This is a genomic window from Kitasatospora sp. NPDC058406, from assembly GCF_042722765.1.
In the GTDB taxonomy this organism is placed as follows: Bacteria; Actinomycetota; Actinomycetes; order Streptomycetales; family Streptomycetaceae; genus Kitasatospora.
The window spans coordinates 1-15,472 of sequence record NZ_JBHXKE010000222.1; the positions used below are offsets into that span (position 1 = coordinate 1).

Annotated in this window: 13 protein-coding genes; 5 read left to right on the forward strand and 8 right to left on the reverse strand. The window is 76.0% G+C overall.

Going from position 1 to position 15,472, the window contains the following annotated elements; genetic code table 11:
• Positions 1–361: 361 nt before the first annotated feature.
• Entirely contained in the window at positions 362–976 is a 615-nt protein-coding gene (locus ACFWOG_RS32125; protein ID WP_380362608.1) for a TetR/AcrR family transcriptional regulator, read from the reverse strand.
• A gap of 133 nt (positions 977–1,109) precedes the next feature.
• On the opposite strand from ACFWOG_RS32125, the gene ACFWOG_RS32130 reads away from it, so the two are divergent.
• The 3 genes from ACFWOG_RS32130 (at position 1,110) to ACFWOG_RS32140 (ending at position 4,833) form a co-directional block, all read left to right on the forward strand.
• Complete coding sequence (locus tag ACFWOG_RS32130) at positions 1,110–2,093, forward strand: NADP-dependent oxidoreductase (RefSeq protein WP_380362610.1); 984 nt, start codon at positions 1,110–1,112, stop codon at positions 2,091–2,093.
• A 1,079-nt stretch (positions 2,094–3,172) separates the two neighbouring features.
• Positions 3,173–4,363: a type III PLP-dependent enzyme gene (locus tag ACFWOG_RS32135; RefSeq protein ID WP_380362612.1), complete on the forward strand. Its 1,191-nt coding sequence runs from the start codon at positions 3,173–3,175 to the stop codon at positions 4,361–4,363.
• 110 nt (positions 4,364–4,473) lie between these two features.
• Entirely contained in the window at positions 4,474–4,833 is a 360-nt protein-coding gene (locus tag ACFWOG_RS32140; protein WP_380362614.1) for a DUF6204 family protein, read from the forward strand.
• Positions 4,834–4,980: 147 nt separating this feature from the next.
• Here the strand turns inward: ACFWOG_RS32140 and ACFWOG_RS32145 are convergent, their stop codons facing one another.
• The 3 genes from ACFWOG_RS32145 to ACFWOG_RS32155 form a co-directional block, all read right to left on the reverse strand.
• The gene (locus ACFWOG_RS32145) at positions 4,981–5,631 is read right to left on the reverse strand and encodes a hypothetical protein (protein WP_380362616.1); all 651 of its coding nucleotides are present in this window, start codon (positions 5,629–5,631) and stop codon (positions 4,981–4,983) included.
• Positions 5,632–5,797: 166 nt separating this feature from the next.
• Positions 5,798–6,316 carry a hypothetical protein gene (locus ACFWOG_RS32150; RefSeq protein WP_380362618.1) on the reverse strand — a complete coding sequence of 173 codons (519 nt, stop codon included), beginning with the start codon at positions 6,314–6,316 and terminating at the stop codon, positions 5,798–5,800.
• Between the two features lie 389 nt (positions 6,317–6,705).
• The gene (locus ACFWOG_RS32155; RefSeq protein WP_380362620.1) at positions 6,706–7,719 is read right to left on the reverse strand and encodes a YncE family protein; all 1,014 of its coding nucleotides are present in this window, start codon (positions 7,717–7,719) and stop codon (positions 6,706–6,708) included.
• Positions 7,720–7,925: 206 nt separating this feature from the next.
• Here ACFWOG_RS32155 and ACFWOG_RS32160 point away from each other — a divergent pair, with 206 nt between their 5' ends.
• A complete protein-coding gene (locus ACFWOG_RS32160; RefSeq protein WP_380362622.1) occupies positions 7,926–8,963 on the forward strand; it encodes a LysR family transcriptional regulator in 1,038 nt (345 codons plus the stop codon).
• A gap of 111 nt (positions 8,964–9,074) precedes the next feature.
• Here ACFWOG_RS32160 and ACFWOG_RS32165 read toward each other — a convergent pair whose 3' ends face one another.
• The 3 genes from ACFWOG_RS32165 to def form a co-directional block, all read right to left on the reverse strand.
• On the reverse strand, positions 9,075–10,529 hold the full coding sequence (locus ACFWOG_RS32165) for a transcription antitermination factor NusB (protein WP_355407776.1): 1,455 nt from the start codon (positions 10,527–10,529) through the stop codon (positions 9,075–9,077).
• A gap of 140 nt (positions 10,530–10,669) precedes the next feature.
• Positions 10,670–11,629, reverse strand: a complete 960-nt coding sequence (gene fmt, locus ACFWOG_RS32170; protein WP_329947950.1) for a methionyl-tRNA formyltransferase — start codon at positions 11,627–11,629, stop codon at positions 10,670–10,672.
• Between the two features lie 141 nt (positions 11,630–11,770).
• Entirely contained in the window at positions 11,771–12,316 is a 546-nt protein-coding gene (def, locus tag ACFWOG_RS32175) for a peptide deformylase (protein ID WP_329877314.1), read from the reverse strand.
• Between the two features lie 242 nt (positions 12,317–12,558).
• Between def and ACFWOG_RS32180 the strand changes: the two genes are divergently transcribed.
• Positions 12,559–13,278 carry a hypothetical protein gene (locus ACFWOG_RS32180; RefSeq protein ID WP_380362625.1) on the forward strand — a complete coding sequence of 240 codons (720 nt, stop codon included), beginning with the start codon at positions 12,559–12,561 and terminating at the stop codon, positions 13,276–13,278.
• Between the two features lie 49 nt (positions 13,279–13,327).
• Here the strand turns inward: ACFWOG_RS32180 and ACFWOG_RS32185 are convergent, their stop codons facing one another.
• Positions 13,328–15,415: a primosomal protein N' gene (locus ACFWOG_RS32185; protein ID WP_380362627.1), complete on the reverse strand. Its 2,088-nt coding sequence runs from the start codon at positions 15,413–15,415 to the stop codon at positions 13,328–13,330.
• Positions 15,416–15,472: the final 57 nt, after the last annotated feature.

The following is a 15,472-nucleotide window of genomic DNA, read 5'->3' on the forward strand; positions in this document are numbered from 1 at the left end:
ACCATGACCCTCACCCGTGACGGAAGCCCCCCCCCCCCCCGGGGGGGGGGGGGGGGGGGCGTCGCCGGTCCGGCCCAGTCCCCCCCCCCCCGCCACCGGAGTACCCGGCGGGCCACCGCCGCGCTGCCCGCCCGTGCACCGGGCGTCCACCGGCCCGCCCTTCCGTACCGGCGTCCGGTGCCCTTCACGACCGGCCACCGGCCGATGGCGCGGCACGGGTCAGGCAGGTCCGCGACGGTCGCCGGCACCGGCGACCGCCCTCGGCCGGGTCCTCACACGCCGCCCCGGAATCAGCGCCGCGCACCTCGGCGCCCCGCACCTCGGCGCCCCGGAATCGGCGCCACCGGTTCGCTCCCGATGTTCAGCGCCCCGCGGACGCGGCATCTCCGCCCCGGGGCGCCAGGCCGTCCAGCACCAGACCGAAGAGGCGATCGCGCCGCTCCGCGAGACTCGGGGCCTGGTCGGCGATCCACGCGAGGGCGTTGGCCAGGGCGAACAGGTCGACGGCGTCGACGTCCGTGCGGACCAGGCCGTCCCGCTGCGCCGCCGACAGCAGCCGACCGCACGCCTGGCGCATCGTCAGGCACGCAGCGTGCAGGGGCGACTCGGGATCGCCGAGAGTGGCCAGCAGGGCGGCCGAGAGCCCCTGGTAGGCGCCCGCACCGAGGGTGAACTCGTGCAGCCAGACCCCCAGCGCCCGCTCCGGCGGCTCCGCGACGGCCAGCGCGTCCGCCCGGTCGGCGAGGAGTTCGAAACGCCGCCGCAGCAGGGCCTCCAACAGGGCGTCCCGGGTCGGGAAGTGGCGGTAGAGCGTGCCGAGGCCGACGCCGGCGCGGCGGGCGACGTCGCGCAGGGACGCCTGGGCCCCCTGTTCGGCGACCACCTCCGCCGCCACCTCCAGCACGCGGTCGCGGTTGCGCCGCGCGTCGGCGCGCGGGGCGCGCCCGGCGGAGGGCGGGGCGGGCTCGACGGGCATGGGAATCCTCACCGTTGACAAGTGGAGCACTGCTCCGGTTTTCTTACCGGAGCACCGCTCCGGATTCTACCGGGCGGTCGCCCCCGCGGCCGGGGAGAGGCCCGGGGGCGCACGGGGAGAGGAAGAGACAGCCATGGGAAACCACGCCGCGACCATGCGGGCCGTCCGCCTGCACGCCTTCGGAGGCCCCGAGGTACTGGTGTACGAGGAGGTCCCCCGGCCGGTGCCCGGGCCGGGCGAGGTGCTGGTCCGGGTGCACGCCGCCGGAATCAACCCGCCCGACCTGTACGCGCGCACCGGCTTCGCCCGCATCCCGGCCGGGCTCCGGCCCCCGTGGACGCCGCCGCTCGTCCTCGGCAGCGACGTCTCGGGCGTGGTGGCCGCGCTCGGCGACGGCGTCACCGCCTGGCAGCCCGGGGACGAGGTCTTCGGGCTGATCCGCTTCCCGGGGCAGGGCTCCGGGTACGCCGAGTACGTCACGACACCCGCCGACCACCTGGCCGCCAAGCCGGCGGCGCTCGACCACGTCGAGGCCGCCGCCGTACCGATGGCCGGGCTCACCGCCTACCAGTTCCTGATCCGGGAGCTGCGCCCCCTGTCGGGCGGCACCGCCCTGGTCAACGGCGCGGCGGGCGGGGTCGGACACTTCGCCGTCCAACTCGCCCGCCTCGCCGGCGCGGAGCGGGTGATCGGCGTCGCCTCCGGGCGGCACGAGGAGTTCCTCCGCGGGCTCGGCGTGGACGAGTTCGTCGACTACACGCGGACGCCCGCGGCCGAGGCCGCCCGGGACGCGGCGGACCTCCTGGTCGACACGGTCGGCGGGCCGGACGCCCACCGCCTGCTCCCGGCCGTCCGGCGCGGCGGCCTGATCCTGCCCGTCTACCTGGGCGACTACCACCGCGAACGGGCCACCGGACTCGGCATCTCACTGCCCGACCGGATGCAGCAGGTGCGGTCCGACGGGGGCGACCTCGGCGAGCTCGCCGCACTGCTGGACGACGGCCGGATCCGTGTCCACGTCGACGGCGTCCACCCGCTCCCGGAGGCGGCGGACGCGCACCGGCGCGCCGAGCAGGGACACCTCCGGGGCAAGCTCGTCCTTCAGGTCCACCCGTAGCCCCATCGCCGGCGCCGCACCACCTCCCCGGGCCGGGGCCTCCCGGCCGGATTCCGACCGCCCCGGCCCTCCCCCTCCAGCCCGCCCGCCCCGCCCGACGCCCCCGGTGCTCCGACGCCCCGGGGGCATCGGCCGTCCCGGGCCGCACGGCCGACCGGGCCCTCGCAAAGGCCGGACGCATCGTCAATGCCCGCCGAGCGGGGTGTGGTTGGTGCCCTTTCGGACGCCGCCCTGCGCGAACAGGCACCCTCCACTGCCCGTTCGGCCGGACACCTCCACAACCCGTTCGAACGAGGACGGGTCCGGAGGCTCCGGCGCAGGTCATGCCCGGTTCGCCACCTTCACGAAGCCACCCCCAGAGCTCTCCCGAGCAAGGGTTGACACCGCAAGTTGGTCTAGTCCACGGTAGAGGGAACGCAGGTTTAACGAGGCCGGAACACCTCCCGAGACACCTTGGCGAACACGCGAGTTGACGAATGACGCCACCTGTTCCAGCGAGGGTGTCAGCCCCCACGCGGGGGAATCGACCGAGAAGGAGGCCAGGAATTCCGGCCACGGCATCCGCCCGCACGCCTGGCGATGCCGACCGCCGACCGGCGCCCCGGTACGCCCGGCCGCGCGACGGCGCGCCGCCGGAGCCTCCCGCATCCCGCCCTCCTGCGCCGACATCCGACAGCCCACCACCTGACCCTCCCGCCGTCTGACGCCCGTCAGTCGGCACCACCGCACGTCCGACTTCTCCTCAGGGCCGCGTCCGGCCCTGCCTCACCATGCGCGCGAACCGGCGCTCCGGCATGCCCGGGCGCCGCCCGCCTGCACGGCCATCAGCCCGATGCCCCGACCCGAACCTTGGAGTGACGTGATACCGAAGCCCGACGGGTACCTGTATCGAGCCGCTTCCGAGCACCCCTGCTTCAGCGACGACGGCGAGGCCCCCCTCGCCCGCACCACCACCTCCGCCGCAGGCGTCCGCGCCGTCCGGCAGCTGTCGACGACGCCCGCCCCGGAGACGCACGCCCGCAGCTCTTCGCCGGACGGGCCCGACACGGCCCCCGCCGGCCCCGGTTGGAGTACCGACGATGCCTGAGTACGACCGGCTGCGCGCCGCCCTGGCCACCGGTGAGGACGACCGACTCGTCCTCGACCTGGACGGCATCGAGGCCCAGTACGACGCCCTGCTGCGCGAACTGCCGGATGTCGCTGTCCGGTTCGCCATGAAGGCCTGTCCGGTGGACGAGGTGCTGGCGGCCCTGGCCGCACGGGGCTCCGGCTTCGACGCGGCCGGACCCCAGGAGATCGCCCAGGCCCTGCGCACCGGCGTCCCGGTCGACCGGATCCACTACGGCAACACCATCAAGTCGGACCGCCAGATCGCCGAGGCGTACGGGCTCGGCGTCCGGGACTTCGCGACCGACAGCCTGGCGGACGTCGCCGCGATCGCCGTGCACGCCCCCGGCGCCCGGATCTTCTGCCGGCTCGCCACCACCGGCGAGGGCGCGCTCTGGGGCCTCAGCCGCAAGTTCGGCTGCTCGCCCGAGGACGCCGTCCTGGTCCTGGAGGCGGCCCGCGCCGCCGGACTGACCCCGGCCGGGCTCTCCGTACACGTCGGCTCCCAGCAGCTCACCTCGGAGGCCTGGCAGAACGCCCTGGAAGCCCTGACCGCCGTGGTCGAGGAGGCCGGCCGGCGCGGAATCCTGCTGGACCACGTCAACCTCGGCGGCGGCCTGCCCGCCCTCGGAGTCCTGGACCGGAAGGGCCGCCCGCTCGACCCGCCGGTGGACAAGATGTTCGCGGTGATCCGGGAGGGCATCCAGCGCCTGCGCGACGCGTCCGCCGCGCCGCTGGACTTCCTGATCGAGCCCGGCCGCCACCTGGTCGCCGACCACGGCGCCATCCGCGCCCATGTGACGCGCCTGACGCAACGTCAACAGCTCGACGGCGAGAGGGTGCACTGGCTCTACCTGAGCTGCGGCAAGTTCAACGGCCTGTACGAGATGGACGAGCTCCGGTACCGGCTGGAGTTCCCCGGCCGGGCCGGCGCGGAGACCGTCCCCGCCGTGGTCGCCGGCCCCACCTGCGACAGCGACGACGCCTACGCCGACGAGGGCCCCGGCATGCCGGTGCCCCGGGACGCCGCCTCCGGCGACCCGGTCTGGATCCTCTCCTGCGGCGCCTACTCGACCGCCTACACCACCCAGGGGTTCAACGGCATCCCCCCGCTCCCCTACAGCTGCGTCCGCACCACCGCCGGCGGCCCCGAGGAGGTCTGAGCGCCTCCACCCCCGAACGTCCGGCCCCCGCCCACCCCCGTGGCGGGGGCCGGACCGCGTCCGCCGAAAACCCGTGGCACCCGCTCCGAGCCCCTCACTAGGCTCGACGGATGACCACCCGCACCTTCCGCATCACCGTCCGCGGCGTCTTCGACGGCCTCACCCCCGAGCAGCTCGCCGAACTCCGGTCCCGAGCCGCCGAGCACGACGTGCTCCACGCGTCGTTCACCCCCGAGGGGCACCTCAGCTACGACCTCGACGCGCGCGCCGTCTTCACCTTCCGGTTCCAGGACACCGGCGAGGCCGAGGAGGACATCCTCGAAGCGGCCGACCGTGCCGAGCGGTCCGCCCGGACCTGGCTCGACGACCGCGGCTACGGTCACAAGAACCTCCGCTCCCAGTCCGAGGACCTCTCGCAGGCCCCGCTCGGCAAGCGCCGGCGTCGCGCCGCCCGGTCCGCCACGGGCTGACCGGGCCGCACCGGCCTGCTGATCGGCCCGCAGGTGCGCCCGCCGGACGCCGTCGGCCCCGCCCGCGCGTTCTCCGCCGCGCGGGGTCACGGGTGCGCGATCGCTCGTGCCGAGCAGGAGGGCGCCCCCGCCGCGCGGGGCCGACCGTCAGGTGCCCGCCGCACCCGCCGCCGAACGCTCCCCGTCCCCGACACGCGGATCCCCGTCGTCCTCGGCCCCCTCAACACTCCCGGCACCGCCGTCGGGGGCACCGTCGTCGGCAGCGCCGTCCGGGCCGGCCGCGCCCGCCGCACGCTTCCCGGGCCCCCGGACCCGGCTCCACGCCACCACCCACGCCAGGAACAGCACCAGCCCGTCCGTCACCACCGCGAACGCCCCCGGCACGGCGACCGACGTCCACGCGTGCTCGTCCAGCTCCGCCCGCCCCGGTGTGGCCCACCGCCGCAGCTCGTGCCCGTCCGGGTACCGGCGGTCCGCCGCACGCCGCTCGTCGAACACCCGGTCGCCGACCGACCAGGTGTGCCGGCACTCGACCCGCTCCGACCACCCCCCGACCTCGTCCCACTGCCGGTCCGTCACCCGGCAGTCCCCGAGCACGACCGTCACCCGCTCGGTCGTCCGCCCCCACCGCAGGACGTTCCCGGCCGTGCCGGCCGTGGTCCCCACCGCCACCAGGACCAGCGCCGCCAGCCCGCCGACCACCAGCGCGTCGAACCACCGGTCCGCACCGGGAGCGAGGAGCAGTCCGGCCGAGGCGGCCACCAGCCCCGCGCCGAGCAGCACGGCGGGCCAGGTCACCCACGGCCACCCCACCGCCAGGTTCCACAGCATCACCGCCGCGCCGAGGACGGCGCATGCCGCCCCCCAGCCCGCCACGGTCCGACCCGCCGTCCGTCCCACCGCACGCCCCCTCCGGGAGTCCTCCCCCGGCCCGTCCGGCAAGCCACGGGCCCTCGTCCTCGCGCTACCCGCCCGCCCGTTCGTGCAACCAGGACCCGACCGCCGCGTAGTCGCCGTCCGTGAGCCCGACCGCCGGATCGACCCACCACAGCAGCGCCCGCCCCTGGTGGTGTCGCGCCACCCAGGTCCGGTCGGGGCCGCCGATCTCGTCGTCCACCCAGACGAAGTCCCGGCCGGCCGCGAACGCCACGATCCCGCGCGTCTTCGGGCTCAGCCCCGCCCACGCGTCGGCCGCGGCCTCGCCGTCCTCCGCCCGTTGCGGCAGTTCGCGCAGCTCCGGCAGCCCGAGCAGGGGCGCGAGGTGCGCATTGGCGTCGGGCCCCCACGTCGTCGCCCACACCGGCTCGCACGGCAGCGCCGCCAACCGGCGCCCGTGCGCCGGATCGAGCCGCCCCAGCAGCGGATTCGACGGATCCTCGCTCTGCGGGAACACCGGATACCGCCCGGCCGGGCCCCCGAACGGGATCAGCGGTCCGTCGACGTCGAGGAAGAGCAGCGGCAACAGCCCGGCACCGGTGGTCATCCCCGCACGATAGCGGCCGTCAGGTGCCGGATCCTCAGCGGTCCACCGGGAAGGACCGGTCCCGTCCGTCGCCCCGGGACCGGCGAAACGGGGCGCCCAGGACGGGCCGCACGCCCCGCGCGTCAGACATCTCGCGCGCCCTGAGAACCCTGCGCGCTCCTTTCCGTCCCGGCACGAGACGGCCCGCCACGGGCCGGGAACCGTCCCGCTCCGGCGGCGAGTCGCCCCACCCCACCCCACGCCCCCCGGCGCCCGCGCCCCCTCCCCGCCCTGCGGCCACGCCCGGGACCACGAGGTCCCCGCCCCGCCCGCACCCCGCGAACCGCGGAACCTGCTCGCCGGGCGGGGCACCACCGTGATCGGCCACGCCCGGGGCGGTGCCGGCGTCGCTACCGGGGCGCCGGCACGTACGCCAGCCCGTGGGGCCCGGCGCCCCGGCCCAGGTCCACCTCGCGGACCACCCGGCGCTCGGTCAGGTCCACCACGGTCACCGTGTCCGAGGCGATGGTGGCGACGTACCCGAACCTGCCGTCCGGCGACGAGTGGACGGTCAGCGGCACCTGTCCGACCGTCACCTCCCCCAGTTCCACCAGTTCCTCGGGTGCCGCGTGCCCCCCGTCGGCCGCACCGAAGATCCGCAGCCGCCCGGCCGCCGGCACCGGCCCGCCGTCCGCCGCCGGGGCCGCGAGGTGGACCTCCCCGGCCAGCACGAGGCCGCCCGCCGTCCGGTGCACCGGGACGGCCGGCGCCGCCAGCGGGAGCGTGCGCACCACCCGGTCGGTCCGGACGTCGACCACCGTCAGGGCGGGCGGTGCGGCGAGGGCGCCCGTCAGGTCCAGCTTCGGCGTGGCCACCACCGCGTACCGCCCGTCGGCACTCATGGCGATGCCCTCGCTGCCGGGCACCGCCACCGTCCGCCCGGTCCGGCCCCGGCCGCCGGGACCGGACGCCGTCTCCACGACGGTGAGGAACGGGGCCTCCTTGTTCGTCGTGTAGCCCTTGGTCCCGTCCGGCGTGAGCGCGAACCAGTGCGGCCCCGGCGCGCCGATCCCGGTCCGCTCCACCACCTTGCGCGCGGCGAGGTCGACCGTGAGCACCGCCCCGTCCCCGGCAGGCCCGGCCTCCACGCTCACGTACAACAGCGCGCGCGCCGCATCGAGCGCCAGCCCGTGCGGGGCGCACTCCGGCGCCAGGTCAATGGTCTCGACCACTACCCAGTGATCCGGATCGATCAGGACCAACTCGGTAGCCTGCTCGCCGTGGTGCTCGTAGAAGCCCGAGCGGTAGGTGACCGTGCAGTACAGCAGCCTCCGGTCGGCGTCGAACAATATCTCGTGCGGCTCGGGCGGCAGCGGCACCTCACCGAGCCGCCGAGAGCCGTCCGCAGAGAGAAAGACCAGCACACGGCCGCCTTGGCAGGCTACCGCCAACATGTCATTGTCATTCATCGCGTCAGATCCTTTACTCCGAAGGGGAGTTGTCACGATCGACGGTAGATGCCGAATCTGCATGCACTCCAGTGAAAGCCTGGTCACCATACTTTCCAGTTCTGGTCATCCACCTCCCCCACCACCCCCACCCAGTCGACCGAACACTCGCGGAGAAGCCCATGCCCGATCTCGACCTCAACCTGCTCGTCGCCCTGGACGCCCTGCTCGACGAGGGCAGCGTCACCGGCGCAGCCGAGCGACTGCACACCTCGGCTCCGGCGATGAGCCGCACCCTGGGGCGGCTGCGCCGCGTCCTCGGCGACCCGATCCTCGTCCGGGCCGGCCGCGGCCTGGTCCCGACCCCGCGCGCGGTGGAACTACGGGCGGAGGTCCGGGCGCTGGTCAGCCGGGGCCAGGCGCTGCTGGTCCCCCACACCGCCACCGAACCCGCCCAGCTGAACCGCCGCTTCACCCTCCAGACCGGGGACGTCCTGCTGACGGCGATAGGCTCCACGCTGGTCGAGACGGTCCGCGCGCAGGCGCCGGCCGTGACGCTGCGCTTCCTCGGGGAACACCTGGAGGGGACGACGGCGATGCGCGACGGCGTGGTGGACCTGGAGGTCGGCGTGATCGACCACCTGGACCCCGAGACCCGGACCGAGCCCCTCACCACCACCGGTCTGGTCGGCGTCGCCCGCACCGGGCACCCGCTGACGGTCGGCCCGCCGCCCACCGCCCGTGAGTTCGCGAACGCCGACCACCTCGCGGTCTCCCGGCACGGCCGCGGGCCCGGCCCGGTCGATCAACGGCTGGCCGACGTCGGACTCTCCCGGCGGGTGGTGACCATCGTGCCGAGCTTCACCGCGGCACTGTTCCTGCTCCGCGAGACCGAGCTGGTCGGCCTGGCACCGGCCCGGCTCGGCGGCGCGGCGGCCACCGCGCTGGGGCTGACCACGTTCCCGCTGCCGGTGGAGCTGCCCGAGGTGGTACTGAGCATGGCCTGGCATCCGCGCAACGACCAGGACGCGGGCCATCGTTGGCTGCGCGAGCTGGTCCGCGGCGTGGTGACCTCCCAGGCCGGGCCGAGCACCGCCCCGAACGGTTCCACCACACTCCCGGCCGCCACGAGGCCCCACGCGGCGGGCTCGGCCACGGTTGCGGCCCGCGCCACGACGCCCAGGGAGACACCCCACTCGCCGGCGCTCAGCGGCCGCTGAGGCCGTACCCGCACCGCCCGCCGGGGCCCGGTGGACGGCCCGACCGGGCGCGGCGGGCGGGCCGGGGCCGTCCGCCGGGCCCCGGCCCGTCGTCCGTCCTGCCGCGCCCCGCTACGCCGTACGGCGCAGCAGCGCCAGGTACATCGCGTCCGTCCCGTGCAGGTGCGGCCAGAGCTGGACGTCCGGCCCCTCCCCCAGGGCCGGGACGCCCGGCAGCAGCGGTCGTGCGTCGATCCACTCGACCCTGCCGCCCTCGGCCCGCAGTACGTCGTCCACGACGGCCCGGGTCTCGGCGAGGTGCGGCGAGCAGGTGGCGTAGCCGACCACACCGCCCACCCGCACCGCGTCGATCGCCGAGGTGAGCAGGTCGCGCTGGAGCGGGCCGAAGGCGGCGACGTCCTGCGGGCGGCGCCGCCAGCGGGCCTCGGGCCGGCGGCGCAGCGCGCCCAGGCCGGAGCAGGGCACGTCGACGAGCACCCGGTCGAAGCCGCCGGACTTCCAGGCCGGCCGGGTGCCGTCGGCGGCGATGACGGTGTACGGGCCGGGGTTGCCGGCGAGCGTGCGGGCGACCAGCCGGGCCCGGTGCGGCTGCTTCTCGCTGGCCACCAGCGCGGCGCCGCGTTCGGCGGCGAGCGCGGCGAGCAGCGCGGCCTTGCCGCCGGGGCCCGCGCAGCCGTCCAGCCAGAGCCGGTCGGGGCCGTCGAGCGGGGCGGCGGCGAGGGCGAGGGCGACCAGTTGGCTGCCCTCGTCCTGGACACCGGCCCGGTTCTCCTGGACCGCCGCCAGCGCACCCGGGTCGCCGCCCTCGGCGAGCCGGAGCGCGAACGGGGACCAGCGGCCCGGCTCGGCCTCGGGCAGCGCCTCGGCCAGCTCACCGACGGTCGCCCGGCCGGGCCGGGCGATCAGGGTGACCTCGGGGCGCTCGTTGTCGGCGCGCAGCAGTTCCTCCACCGCGGCGCGCCCGGAGGCGTCGGGCTGCCAGCGGCCGAGCGAGTCCCAGAGCGCGGCGACCACCCAGCGCGGGTGCGAGTGGACGACGGCGAGGTGGTCCTCGGCGTCCTTCTCGTACGGCGGGGCGACCAGGCCGATCCACTCGTCGAGGTCGTGGGCGCTGATCCGGCGCAGCACGGCGTTGACGAACTTGGCCTTGCCGTCGCCGAGCACCACCCGGGCCAGCTCGACGGTGGCCGAGACGGCCGCGTGGCTGGGGATGCGGGTGGTGAGCAGCTGGTGGGCGCCGAGCGAGAGCACGTCGAGGACCGGCGGGTCGACCTTGCTCAGCGGCCGGTCGATGCAGGCGGCGATGACCGCGTCGTAGGTGCCCTGGAGGCGGAGGGTGCCGTAGACCAGCTCGGTGGCGAGCGCCGCGTCGCGCCGGTCCATGCCCTTCTGCTCGGCCTCGCGGAGCAGCGAGGGCAGGATCAGGTTGGCGTAGGCGTCACGCTCGTCGACGGCGCGCAGGGCGCGGAAGGCGACGATCCGCGCCGGGTCCTTCTTCGGCCGGCGGTGCGGACGGGGCGCCTGCTTGGCGCCGCGGGTGCCGGGGGTGCTGCTGGGCGTGCTCATGGGATGTGCCTCAAAGTGCTGCGGGGGTTATCTCGGGATCTCCGGATCCCGGGATCTCTGGAACAGTAACGCGAAACCCGGACCGCGGGCTCACCGGCGGGACCGCCCCGGGCCGGGGCCTCTCCGGACCGACCGCCGGACTACGCGCCCGGCTCCCCGATCGGCTCCTCGCCGAGCCGCTCGCCGGACTCGATCCGCGCGCCGCGCGCCCAGTCCGCGGCCCGCATCGCCTTCTTCCCCTGCGGTCGCACCTCGCCCAGCTCGACGTCGTGGCTCCCGGTGCCGACCCGGACGGAGTTCTTGCCGACGGCCAGCTCACCGGGGGCCAGCTCCGCGGAGCCCGGCAGCAGCCCGACCGGGCCGGTGACCTTGAGCCGCTCGCCGCGGAAGAGCGTCCAGGCGCCGGGGGCGGGGGCGCAGCCGCGCACCACGCGGTCGATCCGCAGGGCGGGGGTGGTCCAGTCGATCCGGGCGTCCTCGACACTGATCTTCGGCGCGAGCGTGACGCCCTCACCGGGCTGCGGGCGGGCGTGCAGGGCGCCGTCCTCGATGCCGTCCATGGTGGCGACGAGCAGGCGGGCCCCGGAGTGCGCGAGGCGGCCGAGCAGGTCGCCGCTGGTGTCGGTGGGGCGGACCTCCTCGGTGAGCACGCCGTAGACCGGCCCGGAGTCCAGGCCCTGCTCGATCAGGAAGGTGGACGCGCCGGTGACCTCGTCGCCGGCCATCACCGCGTGCTGGACGGGGGCGGCGCCGCGCCAGGCGGGGAGCAGCGAGAAGTGCAGGTTGACCCAGCCGTGTACGGGGATCTCCAGGGTGCCCGGGCGCAGCAGCGCGCCGTAGGCGACGACCGGGCAGCAGTCGGGGGCGAGCTCGGTGAGGCGGGCGACGAAGTCGGGGTCGCTCGGCTTCGCCGGCTTGAGGACCTCGATCCCGGCCTCCTCCGCGCGCTGGGCGACGGGGCTGGCGACCAGCTTGCGGCCACGTCCGGAGACGGCGTCGGGGCGGGTGACCACCGCGACGACCTCGTGCCGGTCGGAGGCGAGCAGGGCGTCCAGGGCGGGAACGGCGACCTCGGGGGTGCCGGCGAACACGAGGCGCATCAAGTGCCTTTCTGCTGTACCGGGTCCGGGCTGTACGGAGCCCGGCTGTACTGGTCGGGGTGGTACCGGGCCCGGGCGGTGCCGGGTCGGGGTGGTACCGGGTCGGGGAGGGAACGGGCGGAGCGGCGCGGGCCGGGACGGTCAGCGCGCCGAGCCGAAGGTGCTGTGCGGGGAGACCTTGACCACCGGCGCGGGGCCGCTGCCCCAGTCGGAGTCCCGGATCGCCTTGAGCGCGGCCTTCCGCTGCTCGGTGTCCAGGCGGTCGATGAAGATGATGCCGTCGAGGTGGTCGGTCTCGTGCTGGATGCAGCGGGCGAGCAACTGGGTGCCCTCGACGGTGACCGGTTCGCCGTGCATGTCGAAGCCCTTGGCGACGACTCCGTACGAGCGCCGGGTGTCGTAGCGCAGGCCGGGCAGCGAGAGGCAGCCCTCGGGGCCCTCCTGCTCCTCGTCGCTCAGCGACAGGTCCGGGTTGATCAGGTGACCGGTGACGCCGTCCACGTGGTAGGTGAACACCCGCAGGGAGATGCCGAGTTGAGGCGCGGCCAGACCGGCACCCGGGGCGTCGAGCATGGTGTCGGTGAGGTCCTTGACGAGGTTCCGGAGTTCCTTGTCGAAGGTGGTGACGGGCTGCGCGGTGGCCCGTAGGACGGGGTCTCCGAAGATGCGGATCGGCTGGATCGCCACGGATGCGGGCTCCTGTCCGTCGGGGTGCTGGTCGGGTGCGGGCGGCTGGCTTCGGCCGTCGGGATCGGCCGCCGATCAGTCTATGCAATCCGTCCGTGCCGGTTTCTGGCATATCCCGACCCACCTTGCCGCGTGACCCCGGTGGGCGGTCCGGCGTTGGTCAAGTGGGATTGACCAACGCCGGAGCGCGCGGGAAGGGCGCTCCGGTCGAGCCGAACCGTACGGAAGGTGGCACGTAGGCCATGGCCGAGCAGATCAACCACGACGCCCGGGCGCGGGCGAGCCTGCACCTGCTGGTGCGGGACATCGAGCGGGTGAGGCGGCAGGTCGACGCGCTGCGGACGCTCACCGCCCAGTTGGGCAACGTCTACCGGCCCCGCCGGCCGAGCACCTCGGCGGGGTTCGTCGTCTACGGGCGCGCCCCCGCGCCGACGGTGCGCCTGGCGCAGGAACTCAGGGAGAGCGTGGAGACGCTGGTGGCGGCGGCGGTCGAGTTCGACCGCGCGCTGGGCTTCTCCTGGGACTCGGTGGGCTCCGCTCTCGGGGTCACCAAGCAGGCGGTGCACCGGCGCTACGGGATGCGCCGACCGGCCGGCGAACTGCTGGCCGCGGGCGGCACCGTGCCGAACCCGAGCCGCCCGGACCGCTCCGAGGACCTGCCCGCCGCGCACGCTCCGGGCCACAACCCGGCCCCCGCACCCGCCCCGACCGGCCTCGCCGCCACCGTCCCGGCCGCCCGCCAGGGCGGGCTCGACCGCAGCAGCCTGGACCGGGCCGCGATGGAGCGCGGCAGCCTGGACCGCCCCCCGATCGACCGCTCCACCCTCGACCGCACCGCCCTCGACCGCTCCACCCTGGACCGCACCGCCCTGGACCGCACCGCCCTCGACCGAACCCCGATCGACCGCACGCCGATCGACCGTTCCCCCCTGGACCGCCCCGGCGTCCCCCTCCGCGGCTGACCAACCCACCGGCCACCGGGCTGAGGGGCGGCTCAGCCCGTCCCGCCCCTCACCCGATGTCCGTCGGATCGATCCGCACCTTCACCGCCTCCGGCGTGCGCAGCGCGATCCGCGCGATCTGCGCCGCCTTCAGCGCCGCCGCCAGCGCCGCGCCCTGCCCGGGCGGGACCCGCAGCAGCGCACGCTCCTGCTCCTCCCCCCGCAACGCCGGAACCGGCACCGGCCCGAGCACGTCCGCCCCCTCCGGCAGCCGGATCAGCCCCAGCAGGTCGGCCACGGCCGCCGGGCTGCCCGCCACCGAGGCCATCCGCGCCACCGGCGGGAAGTGCAGCTGCGCCCGCTCGTCCAGCTCCAGCCCCGCGTGCCCCATCGGGTCCCAGCGCACCAGGGCCTGCACCGGCCGCGTGGTCGGCTCGGCGACGACGACCACCGTGCCGCCCTCGGTCGACGGCCGCACCAGCGCCGCGGCGGCCAGCCAGAGCCGCAGCGTCTCCTCCCCCGCCCGCAGGTCCGGGCGGCTGAGCAACGCCCAGCCGTCCAGCAGCAGCGCCGCCGCGTAGCCGTTGCCGCTCTCGACCACCGGTTCGGCGCCGGGGGTGGAGATCACCAGCGCGGGCTCGTCCGGCACCGTGGTCAGCACCGCGTCCCGCCCGGAGGTCCGCACGGGCACCTGCGGGAACGCCTTGCCCAGCTCCTCCGCCGTCCGCCGCGCCCCCACCACCGAGGCCCGCAGCCGGAACGATCCGCACTCGGGGCAGTGCCAGTCCCGTTCCTCCTCCCCGCACCACCCGCAGTGCAGCGGGGCGTCGGCGCCGGCCGCCTCCAGCGGGCCCTCGCAGCGCCGGCAACGCGCCGGCGTGCGGCAGCGGCCGCAGGACAGCCGGGGCACGTAGCCGCGCCGGGGCACCTGGATCAGCACCGGCCCGCCGGCCGCCAGCCCTTCCCGGGCCGCCTCCCAGGCGATCGAGGGCAGCCGCGCGGCCTGCGCGGCGGCGTCCCGGTGCTGGTCCTGGTCGGTGACGGTCCGCACCCGCGGCGCGACCGTCCGGACGGTCTCCCGGTCGGCGGCCAGCGGCCGGGCCCAACCGGTCCGCACCAGCTGCGCGCCCTCCACGGTGACCACGTGCCCGCCGAGCAGCACGGCGGCGCCCTCCTCGGCGGCGCGCAGCAGGGCCACCTCGCGGACGTGCGGGTGCGGGGCGCGCGGGTCGCTGTGGCTGGAGTCGCCGTCGGACCAGACGACGACCAGCCCGAGGTCGCGGACGGGCGCGAACATGGCGGCCCGGGTGCCGACGGCGGCGTGCACCGAGCCCCGGCTGACCATGAGCCAGCGCCGGTAGCGTTCGCGCGGGCCGAGGTCGGCGGCCAGGGTGGCGTGCATGCCCTCGCCGAGCAGCTCGGTCAGCGCCCGGTCGACCCGGGCGACCGCCTTCCCGTCCGGGACGACGACCAGGGCGCCGCGCCCGCCGGCCAGGGTGGCGGCGACGGCGCGGGCGACCTCGTACGGCCAGCCCGGTCCGGGCAGCGCCGTCCAGACGGCGCGCGGCGCGCCGCCGGCGGCCAGCGCGGTGAGGAAGTCGGGTCCGGCCGGGTAGCGCGACCAGCCGCCGGGTTCCGGCACGGGCGGGCGGGGGCCCGGCGGCGGCGAGGGCTCGGCCTCGGCCTTGGCGTGCCGGGGCGGGACGGCCAGCTGGAGGACGTCGGCGAGGGTGCCTGCGTACCGGTCCGCGACGGTGCGGCAGAGCCGGAGCAGCTGCGGGGTGAGGACCGGCTCGGGCGAGAGGACCTGGGCGAGCGGGGCCAGCGGTCCGGGGAAGTCGCTCTTCTCCAGCCGGGCGACGACGAACCCGTCGTGCAGTTCCCCGCCCTCGCGCTGCCCCTTGACCACGCGCGCCCCGAAGCGCACCCGGACCCGGACGCCGGGCTGCGCCTCCTCCGCCATCGCGGCGGGCACCGCGTAGTCGAAGAACTTGTCGATGGTGAGGACGCCCTTGTCGACGACCACCCGGGCCACCGGCAGGTGCTCGGCCCGCTTGGCCCCGTGCCAGGTGCGCGGCTTGGCCCGGCGGACCGTCTCCCGGATGAACGCCAGCTGTTCCGGCGCCCCGCCCTCGTCACTCCCCTGCGTGCTGCTCATCGCCCCAAGTACTACCAGGTCCCACCGACAGAAAACCGCAGGTGGTGGCCGTCCGGC